The sequence below is a fragment of the Limnobacter sp. UBA3528 genome (genome assembly GCF_002377005.1).
In the GTDB taxonomy this organism is placed as follows: Bacteria; Pseudomonadota; Gammaproteobacteria; order Burkholderiales; family Burkholderiaceae_B; genus Limnobacter.
The window spans coordinates 73,542-86,987 of the sequence record NZ_DFOZ01000019.1; the positions used below are offsets into that span (position 1 = coordinate 73,542).

A 13,446-nucleotide genomic window follows, 5' to 3' on the forward strand; every position below is an offset into this window, starting at 1 on the left:
GTGCTGACCGCCGTCATCAAACTCTGGTTGGCGTGGTTTTTTCCCATGACTGGCGACGAGGCTTTCTTCCATTTGTGGTCGACTGATCTGAATTGGGGCTATTACGATCATCCGCCCATGGTCGGCTGGTGGTTGTGGGCGCTGAGTCATCTTGGCAATGAACCGATTGTGGTGCGCAGCCTGACCCTGCTGTTAACCACAGTTATTGCTTACGGTGTGGTGCTGCTGGCCCGTGAATTGTTGCCACGCGAGCAAGAGCCCCGAGCCTGGTTGGCTGGTGCTGTTTATTTGTCAATGCCGGTATCGTGGTTTGCCGTGTTTGTTACCACCGACACGCCGTTGATATTTTTTATGGGCCTTTCCATTTACACCTATGTCAAAGCGATTCGCACTGAGTCGAGTGCGGCAATGTTTCTCGCTGGTTGTTTTTTGGGTTTGGCATTTTTGTCCAAATACTTTGCTGTCTTGTTGGGTTTCGCGTTTGGGTTTCACTTGTTGTTTCAGCGGCAGCGTTTCAAGTACCTGTTTCTGTTGTTGGCTGGTGTTTTGCCGTTTGCCAGCGTGAATATTGGCTACAACCTACATAATTGCTGGAACAACATCATGTTCAACCTGGTGAACAGGCATGAAGATGCCCAGTTGGGTTGGGGCACGGTGCTTACGTACCTGGGCATGATGATTTACCTGATTACTCCGTGGGCTTTGTGGAGTTTGCTCAAGGGCAGTCGGGTTTGGTTGCGCCAAAGCGCCTTGGCGTTTGCCCTCTTGGTGCCACTGGCCCTGTTTTTTGTCATTTCACTCGAAAAAACAGTTGGCTTGCATTGGGTGCTGGGCTTTTTACCCATTGCCTTTGTGCTTCTTGCCTTGTGCACGCCGGGCATCTGGATGAAACGTTACATTGGCTTCAATGCTGTGTTGTCGATCCCACACTTGGTGTTGTTTGGTCTCTTGATGCATGCTGAAGTATCGGTATGGCCAAAACAGGATTTTCAGGAAGACGTGCTGTTTCACCGCGAAATGCCGGCTATTCTGGATGAGTTGACTCGCGACATGCCTTCAGACGGCGTATTGACCACTGTGGCTTATTCGCCTGCCGCCTTGATGACTTATCACTACGGCAAGGTGGTGCCTGTTTTTGGTCCTGGAAAATACCATGCACGCAATGACGATACCTTTGTTGACTGGCGGGAAATGGACGGCAAACCCATTCGGATTGTGGCCAAAGCCAAGCCGATCGACCCGGCGCTTTATCAAGATTATCTGAGTAACGTTTCAGTGCAAACCCAAGTGATTGAAGGCGTGCCTTTTACGATCGTAGACGGCAGCAATTTCAATTACTCCCGGTTCAGAGACGTGGTGTTACGTGAAGCTGTGGAGAAGTACTATCAAATTCCATCGATACTGCCTGTGATGGACTGTCCGTTTGCACGCAAATATGGATTTGAAGAAGAATGCCGCCTGGTGATTCCAGGCGGCTAAACACTAATTGGTGTTTTCAACAATCTTTTGCCATGTCAGTTCGCCTTTCAGCAAACTTTGTTGTTCGCCTTCCTTCAGTTTGACAGGTATAACCCAGCTGCCAGTTTCAGAGATCTTTGCGGGTTTCTTATCCAGTCGTGGATCCGCATAGGTCACCGTTCCAGTTTCTGATACTTTGACCCATGGTGCTTGTTCAGTGCCAGGGGTATGAAACAGTTCAACTGAGTTTGCCCATGCATGCATGCTGTTCAGCCAGACTCCATCTTTTCGAAGCTCGATGAATGGCACACCCTGGTCATCCAGCACCTGAAACTCACCTTTGGCCGTGCCCATGCGGCTGAGTAGGAAGTTGTTGCCACTCAGGCCTGGCACCATGGCGTTCAGGCCAGTGAAGTCAGCTTCGTTGACCAGCGTTGGGCGCCAGTAACCTGTCATGGGTTCGGGCTCTATACGTTCGATTCGAACACTGATGGGTTTGCCGTTGGCAACCATGGCCAGATTAAAGTGAGCCAAGTCCTCTTTAATCAAACGGGGATCGTACCAACCATAGCCAGGTTGTTTGTCCAGCAAAACCCAATTGGGTTTCAACTTTGGGTTGTCTTTGAGACGGTCAGGGATAGGGCCGCCACCGGGTTGTCGGGAACGGTGCCAACCTGTTGCGTTTAAGTCCGCATACAGTTTGTTGCCTTTGAATCTTAGAAAGGCGCGTTTGTCCTCGCCCAAAATTTCAATTTGTTGTTGGCCGTCTGTGGCCAATGCAAACTGAAATGCATTGCTTTTCACTACCTGCAGCGAGATACCTTTGGGTAGCTTCGTTTTTGGACTGACAGTTGGAACACCTCCCTCGGTGCCGTGTTCAGCATGTGCGAAAGCGACGCTAGGGGCAATCAGGGGGCTTGAGATAATTAGGGTAGAAAAAGAAAACGCCAGGCAGGCGCCCAGCGTTTTCTTCACCCAGTTCGTTTTAACGACGGGCATTGGCAGTCATCACTCCTTGTCCATTGCCGTGCTTCAACATGAAGCTGACAGATTTGGAAGGCAGCAGTGAACCATCCGCTTGCTTGGCACGCACAAAGGTCATGTAAGCGCCTTGTGGAACCACAGCGGCCTGATCTGGAATGGTGAAGCGTACGCTTTGCCCAGTCACGGTCAGCTGGTTCTTGGGAATAACAACGGTACGCTGGTCAGCGTCGGTCAAGTGCGTTGTCACGGTATGGCGTACCAAGGAAACTGAGTCAATTTTGCCCATATCAGTTCCAGGTGCCATTTCCAGTGTCACTTGTTGACCTTTGCGGAATTCGCGCAACATGGTTTTTCCATTGCCAGCGGGTGTCGAGTTGCCGCCTGCGAAACCAATCAAGTTGGGGCGGTTTGGATTGTTCACATACGGTGGGGTGTAAATCTCGAACGAGGGATCACGGCCGTCATTGGGAGCAAAACCAAACGCTGCCAGATTGATGTTCTTCAAGTACAACGTGGAAATTGGCGCATGACCACCCACCAGCACACGGCCGTCTTGCATCAGCAGGGCAGTGTTGTGATAAGTGCGGGGTTTGTTGGCCACAGCCATTTGCGTCCATTTCTTGGTCGCTGGGTCAAAGCGTTCAGCGGTTTTTCTTGGAAATTCTATGCCAGGCGCGACAACTCCATCCCGATCTGCACCGTTAAAGACTATCACTGAGTCATCGGGCATCAGCACTCCAGACCCATACCAGCGGGTTTCGTTCAAAGAACCTGTTACTTCGCTTTGGTAGTCAATAATATTGTCTCCATCAGTTTTAACGGTATCTATACGCGAAGATCCAACCGCTATATATCCGCCCGGAGAGGCTAGACCCACTAAAGGAAGAACACCTCCTGCCGTAAGGAAGCTGGCTTCCTTGTACAGACCTTGGGAGTTGGGGCGCAGCGGCATCATGATTGAAAATGTGGAGCCTCTCATACCTGCGCCAACTACCTTTTGTAGGAGCTGCTCTGGGTTGCCGGTAGTTACCACGCTCAATAGCTTCTGAAGTGCTTGAGGGCTTTTTATCACAACATCTGTCAAAGTTTTGGTTAAAGCACCGACTGCGGCATTGGTTGCAGTAAGTGGATTTAGAACCTGTGTAAGTGATTCAAGTCCAGCATCACTGAATTTCAACGGGAAGCCAGCGTAGGCTAAATCTGACCAATTCTGATTTTTTGGGTTGTAAGTCGCGGAAATGTTCCAAACCGCTTGATCGTAGGACTGACCAAAGGGATTAAAGGCTTGACCTCCCGCATTGTAATACACGTGGCCGTTGGGTAGCAGATGTAGTCGTGGGTAAAGAGGGAGAGAGCGCTGGGCAGTTTGCGGGTTGACAGTCCACTTACCAGTTGCCGGATCGAATGTTTCGGTTTGCGGAACATTGCGGCCACTTTGCTCTGGTGCCTGAGGATATACAGGTTTTAGCAGCTTTGTAACTCCGCTTGCAACGAACATTTTGCTGTCGGGCAGGGTGATCAAAGCAGGATACCAACGACCAAAGTTCATGTCGTTGCCCTGCATCCAGCGGTTGGTGTTGGGGTTGTAAACTCGGCTAGTCTTCAGACCTTCCAGTTCGGTCAGGCCGTACCCGATCAGGTTGCTGCCTGGCTCGCTGTAATAAGCAGTGCCGCCCACGGCCATGATGGAACCATCGGCGAGCATGGCCACGTCTGCGCAGAACAGGGCACCGTCTGAGCTATTGGTTTCCTTGTTGGTTAGGCCGAGACCTGGCAGCAGTTCGGTGATCTCGTAACCGTCAGGGTTGGCGCCAGAGTCCACCTCAAGTGGTCGAATCCAGTTGGTCGCAGAAGTCGCATCTTTCGGAATGATCATGCGGCGAGTTTGGTCGTTAATGGCCTTTTGACCAAAATCCACCAAGATGCTGAACTCAAAGTCTTCAGTTCCCTCCAGCGCGTTGAAATATAGGAAATCGCCGTTCGGCAGCAACGAGATGGTACCGGCTGCGGGCTTGCAACGAAGCTTGCCGTTTTCACCAATGCCCATGCACTTCTCGGGTGCCGGAATGGGTGTGGCATCTGGGTTATTGTCGTTGTCGCCTGAGCGTTCGTACACGAAGGGCTCTTCAAATGGCGAACTAAAGGAGCCTTTCTGACCCTCTGCCGCCACGCCTTTTTCAGTGCTGATGGGGTTGAATTTGGCACCGATCAGATCGTCTAAAAGACCGGCTTGTACAGGCAGAGCAGCTCCCAATCCAATGGCGATTACTGCAGATAGTTTATTCAGCTTGAACACGTGTATCTCCTCCTAGCAAGCTGTTTTTGTAGAAGAAGTGAAGAATGTAGGTACTAAGTACTGCGTGTCTCACTTCTCATGATTGTTAACAGTTGTTACTGTTGATGTGCATTTTTAGATGCATCTTTCTAAAAAGAATAACCGTGATTATGGTTTTGTGCAATCGTTGTTATACAAATTAAAAGTAGTATTTTGACGAGGTTATTGAATCTTTTTGGTTGGGATAGTGAAGCTTGAAAAACGTACTTTCAAGTAACTTGAATGCGGTGGAAAAGATGATCGACAAAGAAAAAACCCCCTCAGTTTTCACTGAAGGGGTTTCTTGTTTGGTGGCGAATCAGGGATTCGAACCCCGGACCTGCGGATTATGATTCCGTCGCTCTAACCGGCTGAGCTAATTCGCCGAAGACCGAGAGTATAACTGAGCTTTCTAAAAAAAAGAAGCGCTTCATCACTTCTTTGTCATGAAAGTTAAACCATGCGCTCAACGCGCCACATTTGATACTTCAATGCTCCCATTGCGCCAACAACTATGCTGCCCAAAGCCACGAATGATGCAAGTGACAGGGTGCTTACGCCGCTTAGCCCCTGGCCCACGGTGCAGCCCAGGGCAAGTACGCCACCGACACCCATGAGTACTGCGCCGACTGTGTGGTTGGCCGTGTCTTCAACGCCTTGGAATGTTTCCCAGCGAAACGATTTTTCTAATAACGCGCTGGCGGTGGCTCCCAAAATGACCCCGAAGCAAGCCACTACTCCTACGGTAAGAACCCGTGTCACGTCTGAGAAAAACATCAGCCATTCCAGCGTGTAAGCATAGGGTGCCACGAAGCTGAAGCCTTCCGCACGGTTTGCGTAGGTGCCCAAATAGGCCGCTTCAAGAGTATCTGGGTGTTCGGGAATGTAAGCCACCTGGAACACCACCCACCAAGCCGCCACAATGGTTAAGCCCACGCCGGCACCGCCAACAATCACTTCTCTGTTCCAGGCTGATTTGCTTCCCAGTGCCACGATCAACAGGATTACAGGCAGTGCGATGGCAAAAATGGATGTCAGGGCAGCGGGTTCCTGGCTGAACAGATTGGCCAAAAGCTCAGGCAAATAAGGGCTGCTGCTGAATTCAAAACGAATAGGGTCCAGGTAATTGGCGCGAAATACGCCGAAAACCCCTTTGAGGGTCATGTACGCGGTAATTCCCATAATCACGAAAACCATGAGGGCTTTCAAATTGCCTGCGCCAAGGCGAATCAAGGTTTTGCTGCCGCAGCCCGAAGCCAATACCATGCCTGCGCCGAACAGCAAGCCGCCAACAATACCTGACAACCAAGACCACTGACTGTTCAAGAAAATAGTGTCGTTGAGGTTGGCATGTCCTGTGATACTTAGGCCCTGAAGGCCAAGTGCGGCAACGGCGATTGCCAGCAGCCACATGCGCATGCGGTTCCAGTCACCAAAGTTGAACACGTCAGCAATTGCACCCATGGTACAAAAATGGGTGCGATGGGAAATGGCACCGAAGGCAAGGCCCACGGCAAATGTGGCCCAAAGCACAGTGCTTTGAATGCTGCTAAGGTTGATTTCTTCCATGAACCGGCACCTTTGTGTTGAAGTGCCGGTATTTTAACTGGGTCTACCCGTTTACGGGCGCACAGGGTGTGATTACTTTTGTGTGATTATTTCAGCGCTTCGAGCCGCGCCTTGGCGCTCGCTGCGGCGGGGCTGTTGGGGTATTTGGCAATCAGTTCACCCAAGGTTTTTTTTGCACCAGGGATGCTTTTCAGCTCCAGCTGTGAACTGGCCATGCTAAGCAATGCGTCAGGCGCGCGCGGGCTGTCCGGAAAATCTTTCGCCAGATCGCGTTGCGTGACCAAGGCGGTTTTATATTCGCCTTGCGCAAATTGGGTACTGCCCAAGAAGTAACGGACCTGAGGTTCAAGCTTGCTTTGCTTGTACTTGTTCAGGAAATCCTGAAATTGCAGGGCTGCGTCTTTGTAGTTGCCAGCCTTGAAATGGTCAAGTCCGGCCTGGTAATCATTGAATTGTTCGGGGGGAACCGTGAGTTCTTCGCCATCAAGTTGAACGGCTTTCGGTTCAAGCTTCTTGAGGCGGTCGTCAAGGTTTGTATACAGTAAACGATTGTCTTCCTGCAGCTTTCGAATGTTGTTGTTGGCGACTTCGAGATCACCACGCAAGCGGGCGATCTCTCGGTCTTTTTCACTTAGGGACTGAGCCAGTGACAGCTGCCCCTGATTCGCGGCTTCCATTCGAGCAACCCGATCTTCAAGCACTTTAACCTGCTGGCGCAAGTCCAGAATTGCCTTGCGTGCTTCCGTGTCATCAAATATCGCAAATGCGGAATTGGATGCAAAGGCGCAGAACAGGGCGATTGCCCAGGCTTTTTGCTTGATGTTAAAAGTCATCTCGAATAGTTTCCTTGATTACTGGTAAACGATGTCAGAACGACGGTTTTCAGCGTAAGCGGCTTCGTTGCTGCCAGTTGCTTTGGGCTTTTCCTTGCCAAAGCTTACTGTTTCAATTTGGCCTTCTTTCACGCCCAGTGCCAGCATCAGTGTTTTTACTGCGTCAGCACGGCGTTGACCCAAAGCCAGGTTGTATTCAGCACCACCGCGTTCGTCGGTATTGCCTTGAACAACGACTTTGCGGTTAGGGTTGGCAACCAGGTATTTGGCGTGGTTTTGAACCAGATCACGGTATTCGGACTTAACAGTGTAGCTGTCGTAGTCGAAGTACACGCTACGCTTGGCCAAAACGCCTTGTGGGTCGTTCAGGGGGTCAGCATCGCCTGGGGTTACTGTGGGCACGGCACGGCCATCAGAGCCGGGAGCTGTACCAGTTTTTGATTCAACTGTGGGTTTGTCGTTCAAAGGAACGGCAGAGCTACAGGCGGCCAATACGGCCACCATTGCGGAAATCGCCAAGTACTTGACCATTGAGTGTTTCATTTTTTTCTCCAGACCTAAAGAATGTTTAGTGTAAAACCAGTTAAAACAAATTCAAAATCAATCATTTATGAACGGGCCCCAGGTGGGTTCCGAAATGTCAGCGCCGGAACTGCTCAAGGTGTACTTGATTCGTCCGTCTTTTGACACCACGGCCAGGGTCCCTTTGCCGCCCGACTTGGTCGCATACAAAATGTAACGCCCATTCGGCGCGAAACTTGGGCTTTCGTCCCGCCCGGTATTTGTCAGCAGCATTTCTGTGCCACCTGCCAAATCCAGTGCGGCAATTCGAAATTGCCCGTCTCGACGAGTCACATATGTCAATGTTTTGTCATCGGGACTAATTCGAGGCGAGATATTGTATCCACCTTCGAATGTCACACGTGTCGCATCACCGCCATTTGTGCTCATTCGATAAATTTGTGGGCCACCTCCACGATCAGAAGTGAAATAGATGCTTCTGCCATCGTGACTGTACGCAGGTTCGGTGTTGATTCCACCTGTGCTGGTCAATCGGTTCAGGCTCGATCCATCGGCATTCATCGAGAAAATTTGTGACCCACCATCTTTGGTCAGCACCACTGCAAGTTGCTGGCCATTCATAGACCAGGCAGGTGCGCTGTTGCTGCCCTTGAAATTTGCCAAGGCCTTGCGGCGACCTGTTGCAAGTGTGTGAACAAACACAACAGGTTTGCGCGTTTCGAATGAAACGTAGGCAAGTTGTGTGCCGTCTGGAGACCATGCTGGCGAAATAATAGGTTCTTTGGAGGCCAGTGCTACTTGTGGGTTGGCGCCATCGGCATCCGAAATAATAAGGCGGTAGCGCCCAGGGGCTTTTTCAACATAGGCCAGGCGGGTCGAAAACACACCTTTCTCTCCCAGCATCTTCTCATACACAAAATCGGCAATTTTGTGAGCATGCAGGCGTAAAGCCGAGGGGGCAATCACGTAGCTGAATTTGCCGAGTGACTTCTGCTGGGCAGTGTCGTGCAGGTTAAAGCGCAAGTCCAGGCGCCCATCTGGCAGCTTTTTCACTGAACCCACGATCAGGGCGTCTACGCCAATTGATTTCCAAGCGGAAGGATCGATTAGCGTGGACTCATTCAATTCAACATTGCTGGTGGTATTGATAGAGCGGAAAAATCCGCTGCGCACCAAATCGTCTTCAATCACCTTTTTAATGTCTTCAGGCAAACCCTGATTGCCCTGAAATGGTGCCGCCGAAAAGGCGATTTGATTTGCACCCACTCCGGTAATGTCAATTTTCAGTTGCGCTTGCGCCGGCACTGTCATGGTTACCAGGGCAAAGAAGGCCAGCAGGATGCTTGCGGATCGACGCAGGCGGTCCCACAGGGTGGTTGATTGTTGTAAATGCATGGCTTGGTTGGCGTAGTTCATTGTTTCACTATGAATTAAACGTCTTTTGGACGGAATGAGAGGACAAGCACCGGTTCGACTGAACCGTCTTCAGCCCTGGGTAGTGGGCTGGAACGCTGCAAAGCGCGCTCCACAGCGCTGTCCCACGCTGGCAACCCACTGCTTTTTTTCTGAGTGATAGAGACAATTTCCCCGTTGGGAAGTTGCTTGACTTCGAATACGGCCTCCGGGTTTCCGTCGACTGAGTCGGCACCGGGAAATACCAGTTTACTCCGTACATATTGCCGAATTCGGTCACTGTACTGTGCCTTGTTTCTGCTGGTGCCTGCAGATGTGCTACCTGTGTTGGGCGCTCCACCCATAATGCGGGCAAGTTCTTCCTGCCGAAGCTTTTTGGCCAGTTCAGGATCAATTTTTGGCTCAGGTTTCTTGGGTTCCGGCTTGGGCTCGGGCTTCTTCGGTTCAGGCTTGGGCTCCGGTTTTTTTGGCTCGGGCTTGGGCTCAGGTTTCTTCGGTTCGGGCTTAGGCTCGGGCTTCTTTTTGGGCTCGGGCTTGGGCAATTCGATATCTGCCTTGGGTGGTTCCACCGGCTTTGGAGGTGGCGGTGTTTCAACCACAGGCTTAGGTGGCTCGGGTTCCGGGACGGGGTCGGGCTTGGGTTGTTGCACGGCAATCGGCTCATTGGCGGGCATCTCGGACCACAATACCGCTTCAAACGCGGCTGGCTCTTCGGTATTCCAGTTGAGCCCCACAACGAAAAATGCCACCAAAGTAAGGTGTGCAAGCACAGACACTGTCAGGCCTGCTTTCTCGCCAGTGTGGTCTACTGGTGGTTCCAGGCGCGCCTCTAACCCGCTTTCCTTGCTCATTTTGGAAAGCAATGCTTGATGGGCTGGTGTAAAGTCCCAGCCGTTGCGTGGGCGGGTTAAATCGGTGCTCATTTACTTTTTGGCTTCACCAGCAGACCCACTTTCTGGATTTGTGCGTTTTGCAGCGCGTCCATTGTGTCGACCACAGCCTGGTATTGAATGGCTTTCTCAGCAGAAATGACCACAGGGCGATCGGGCTCATCGGCCTGCAGTTTTTTCACTTCAGCGGCAAGGTTTTCCAAGGTCACTTCAGTGGTTTTATTGGTTTTCATGTCCTTCACCACCAAGCTGCCCACCTGGCGCACCGTGACTTCAATTGGGCGCATTTGTTTGGGCGGATTGGTGTTGGCCATGGACGGCAAATCAATCACTGATGGGGTAATCATTGGGGCCGTGACCATGAAAATGATCAGCAGCACCAACATCACGTCGATGTAGGGCACCACATTGATCTCGTTCATGGCGCGTCTGGATTTTCGTCCAAGTTCGGCTTTCATCGATTAAGTTTCCTGTTGCTGGTTTCTGGCATGGGTGCAGAAATTAATGCTGACGTTGCAGAATGTTCAAAAATTCCTCAACGAAAGACTCAAACTGGGTAGACAAACGATCAATGTCGTTGGCATAACGGTTGTACGCCACGACTGCCGGAATGGCCGCAAACAGTCCAATTGCTGTGGCAATTAGTGCTTCGGCAATACCCGGTGCTACAGAAGCCAAGGTGGCTTGCTGTACGTTGGCCAGGCCCACGAACGCATGCATGATGCCCCACACCGTTCCGAACAGTCCAATGTAGGGGCTGACTGAACCAGCTGATGCGAGAAAGGGCAGGTTGCGTTCGAGGATTTCATTTTCGCGCTGGAAGGCTGCTTTCATGGCGCGACGTGCACCGTCAATGATCAGTGAGTAATCGGTCAGGCCTTTTTTATCACGGGCGCGCAAGAATTCGCTCATGCCCGCTTCAAAAATACGCTCAAGCGGACCAGCATCGTTGCGGCGCATACCTGCGCGTTGGAAGAGGGTGTTCAAGTCGCCGCCCGACCAGAATTCTTCTTCGAATTTGTCAGCCTGTTGCTTGGTGCGCTTCAATACAGCCCATTTCTTGAAAATGGTGGCCCATGAAATGAGGGAGATCATGACCAGAATCAACATGACCAACTGGACAACCAGGCTGGCCTCTGCGATCAGGGAGATGAACGACATGTCGGTAGAGATATCCATTAACAATCCGCGGTAAGGAAAATGATTCGTTTCTTGTAACGCACTAGGGCATCAATCGGTTGAGTTGCGCGTGCACTTCAGGGGGAATTGCGCTGGGCTTCAAGGTTTGCGTGTTAACACATCCCACCTTGGTTTGACCCTCGCAAAGGACCTCGCCATTGCGCGTTACGGTTTGCTTGAAGACTGCAGAAACTCGCTTAAGTTCAGTAAGTTCCGTCGATATTTCAAGAATATCCTCAAGTTTAGCAGAGCGCAGGTAGTTCAGCTCGGTTCGGCTGACAACGAACACCATTTGATGGTCCTCCATAAGCGATTTCATGCCGATACTTTGTTGCAGGAACCATTCGCTTCGTGCGCGTTCCATGAATTTGAGGTAATTGCCGTAATAAACAATGCCTCCAGCATCGGTGTCTTCAAAATAAACGCGCAGAGAGTATTTGAATGTCATGAAATGGCCCGTCTCTAGTATGCTTACAGTATTGTAAGCAGGAGTAGGGCGGTCCTCCGGGACTTTGCGATCCTGCCACTATTAAATTAATTAAATATTCATATTCAAATAACAATGAGAAGTGGAGACCGCTGACATGGCACGAAATATCCCTTTGCTGGATGCATCCTGGCTGTACGTCGAATCAAAAGAAGCTCCAATGCATGTGGGCAGCATGGCGATTTTTACGGTGCCCGAGGGGGAAACGTCTCAGCAGGCCATTGCCCGCATTGTTCAAATGCTTCGTAATTCGCTTGAATTTGCACCGCCCTTTAACTATCGCTTGTCCAGTCCCCGCTTGCTAACCTTGATGCCGAAGTGGATTGAGGCTGACAAAATTGACCTGGATTATCACTTCCGCCACAGTGCCTTGCCCGCCCCCGGCGGTGAACGCGAATTGGGTACCCTGATTTCGCGCTTGCATTCGCACCCTTTGGATTTCCGTAAGCCGCTTTGGGAAATGCACCTGATTGAAGGTCTGTACGGCAATCGTTTTGCCTTGTACACGAAAATGCATCACTCCCTCATGGATGGTGTGGGTGGCATGCGTTTGATGGAACGCATTTTTGGCAAGTCGGCCAAAGAAAGCATGAACCTGCCCGCCCCTTGGTCTGTCGGTACGATCAGCCGAAAGAAAAAGAACTCTGAGCCCCAGCATTTTGCAGACCAGGCGCGTGAAGCCTGGGAAGCGGCCAAGTTGAGCGGCCAGTCTCTGCCTGCCGCGGGTCGTGCACTTATGGACTTGATGCGTGAGGCTGTCAAGCCAACCGACCCAGCTTTGGCCACGCCTTTTTCCGGCCCCAAGTCGATTGTGAACAAACGCGTGGGTGGCGCGCGCCGACTGGCTACTCAAACTTATCCGCTGGAACGAGTTCGTGCCGTGGCCGAGGCAGCCAAGGTGAGTGTGAATGATATTTTTCTGGCGATTTGCTCAAGTTCGATTCGTCGTTATTTGCTGGAGCGCGATGCGTTGCCGTCAGAATCGTTGACAGCGGGTTTGCCGGTGTCTGTTCGCCCGGCTGATGATCTGGATGGTGGCAATGCGATCAGCTTTATCATCGCCAACCTGTACACAACCGAAGCCGATCCTCTGACGCGTTTGAAAGAAATTCGACGTTCGACGCAGTTGGCCAAAGCCAATTTGCAGGCCATGCCCAAAGAGGCGATCAACAACTACACCATCATGTTGATGGCGCCAATGATGTTGCAATTGGTGTCAGGCTTAGGTGGCTTGACGCGTCCAATTTTCAACACAGTGATATCGAACGTCCCTGGCCCATCACGTGATTTGTATTTCTCGGGTTGCCGCTTGGAGCAGTTCTACCCAATCTCCCTGATTCCGCATGGGCAGGCTTTGAATATCACGGTGGTGAGTTATTCAGGCCAGTTCAATGTGGCGTTTACAGGTGATCACGACGCCTTGCCTTCCATGCAGCGTTTGTCGGTTTACACCGGTGAGGCCCTTGAAGAACTTGAAGCGGCCTTGGGTGTGAAGTGGGCGAGCAAACCTGTTGTGAAACCTGTCACGGAGAAGCGCCCGGTAGCGGCGAAGAAGCCTGCTGTGCGAAAGCCAGCCACGGCCAAGGTGGGGGCGGGTAAGCCGGTGAAGGCGCCTGAGGATTGATTGTAGGCAATCAGCGCGGGTTTAATGCCCACTCAGCATTGGTCTCGCCCACTCAGCGCGAATCCCAATCGCTGATTAAGACAAAGCCCAATCAGCGCAAATCCCAATCGCCAGCCGAAAACCTGTTGATCCCTTTTTGATATCACACTGACTCAATCCGCTCGACAAAACTG

12 protein-coding genes and 1 tRNA gene are annotated in these 13,446 nt (G+C 51.4%); 2 read left to right on the top strand and 11 right to left on the bottom strand.

Annotated elements, in window-relative coordinates; translation table 11 throughout:
• Complete coding sequence (locus B4N58_RS05310; protein ID WP_008251650.1) at positions 1-1,479, top strand: ArnT family glycosyltransferase; 1,479 nt, start codon at positions 1-3, stop codon at positions 1,477-1,479.
• Positions 1,480-1,482: 3 nt separating this feature from the next.
• Here the strand turns inward: B4N58_RS05310 and B4N58_RS05315 are convergent, their stop codons facing one another.
• The 11 genes from B4N58_RS05315 to ybgC all read right to left on the bottom strand — a co-directional run bounded on the left by B4N58_RS05315 (position 1,483) and on the right by ybgC (position 11,610).
• On the bottom strand, positions 1,483-2,457 hold the full coding sequence (locus B4N58_RS05315; RefSeq protein WP_008251648.1) for a hypothetical protein: 975 nt from the start codon (positions 2,455-2,457) through the stop codon (positions 1,483-1,485).
• Positions 2,444-4,738 carry a galactose oxidase-like domain-containing protein gene (locus B4N58_RS05320; RefSeq protein ID WP_291746636.1) on the bottom strand — a complete coding sequence of 765 codons (2,295 nt, stop codon included), beginning with the start codon at positions 4,736-4,738 and terminating at the stop codon, positions 2,444-2,446. Before B4N58_RS05320 ends, B4N58_RS05315 begins: the two co-directional genes overlap by 14 nt.
• Positions 4,739-5,065: 327 nt before the next feature.
• Positions 5,066-5,142: transfer RNA gene (locus B4N58_RS05325), tRNA-Met, on the bottom strand.
• 67 nt (positions 5,143-5,209) lie between these two features.
• Positions 5,210-6,325, bottom strand: coding sequence for a YeeE/YedE family protein (locus tag B4N58_RS05330; protein ID WP_008251614.1), 1,116 nt, complete (start codon positions 6,323-6,325; stop codon positions 5,210-5,212).
• Between the two features lie 86 nt (positions 6,326-6,411).
• Positions 6,412-7,158, bottom strand: a complete 747-nt coding sequence (ybgF, locus tag B4N58_RS05335) for a tol-pal system protein YbgF (protein WP_291746640.1) — start codon at positions 7,156-7,158, stop codon at positions 6,412-6,414.
• An 18-nt stretch (positions 7,159-7,176) separates the two neighbouring features.
• Positions 7,177-7,701 (bottom strand): peptidoglycan-associated lipoprotein Pal, encoded by a 525-nt coding sequence (pal, locus tag B4N58_RS05340; protein WP_291746643.1) that lies wholly within the window; start codon positions 7,699-7,701, stop codon positions 7,177-7,179.
• A 57-nt stretch (positions 7,702-7,758) separates the two neighbouring features.
• A complete protein-coding gene (gene tolB / locus B4N58_RS05345; protein ID WP_291746646.1) occupies positions 7,759-9,096 on the bottom strand; it encodes a Tol-Pal system beta propeller repeat protein TolB in 1,338 nt (445 codons plus the stop codon).
• 14 nt (positions 9,097-9,110) lie between these two features.
• Positions 9,111-10,016, bottom strand: coding sequence for an energy transducer TonB (locus B4N58_RS05350; RefSeq protein ID WP_291746648.1), 906 nt, complete (start codon positions 10,014-10,016; stop codon positions 9,111-9,113).
• Positions 10,013-10,441: a protein TolR gene (gene tolR / locus B4N58_RS05355; RefSeq protein ID WP_291746651.1), complete on the bottom strand. Its 429-nt coding sequence runs from the start codon at positions 10,439-10,441 to the stop codon at positions 10,013-10,015. The genes B4N58_RS05350 and tolR overlap by 4 nt, the downstream gene beginning before the upstream one ends.
• 43 nt (positions 10,442-10,484) lie before the next feature.
• Positions 10,485-11,162 carry a protein TolQ gene (gene tolQ, locus B4N58_RS05360; RefSeq protein ID WP_040513351.1) on the bottom strand — a complete coding sequence of 226 codons (678 nt, stop codon included), beginning with the start codon at positions 11,160-11,162 and terminating at the stop codon, positions 10,485-10,487.
• A 43-nt stretch (positions 11,163-11,205) separates the two neighbouring features.
• Positions 11,206-11,610 carry a tol-pal system-associated acyl-CoA thioesterase gene (ybgC, locus tag B4N58_RS05365; protein WP_008251581.1) on the bottom strand — a complete coding sequence of 135 codons (405 nt, stop codon included), beginning with the start codon at positions 11,608-11,610 and terminating at the stop codon, positions 11,206-11,208.
• A gap of 136 nt (positions 11,611-11,746) precedes the next feature.
• On the opposite strand from ybgC, the gene B4N58_RS05370 reads away from it, so the two are divergent.
• Positions 11,747-13,273 carry a WS/DGAT/MGAT family O-acyltransferase gene (locus tag B4N58_RS05370; protein ID WP_008251579.1) on the top strand — a complete coding sequence of 509 codons (1,527 nt, stop codon included), beginning with the start codon at positions 11,747-11,749 and terminating at the stop codon, positions 13,271-13,273.
• The last annotated feature ends 173 nt before the right edge of the window (positions 13,274-13,446 follow it).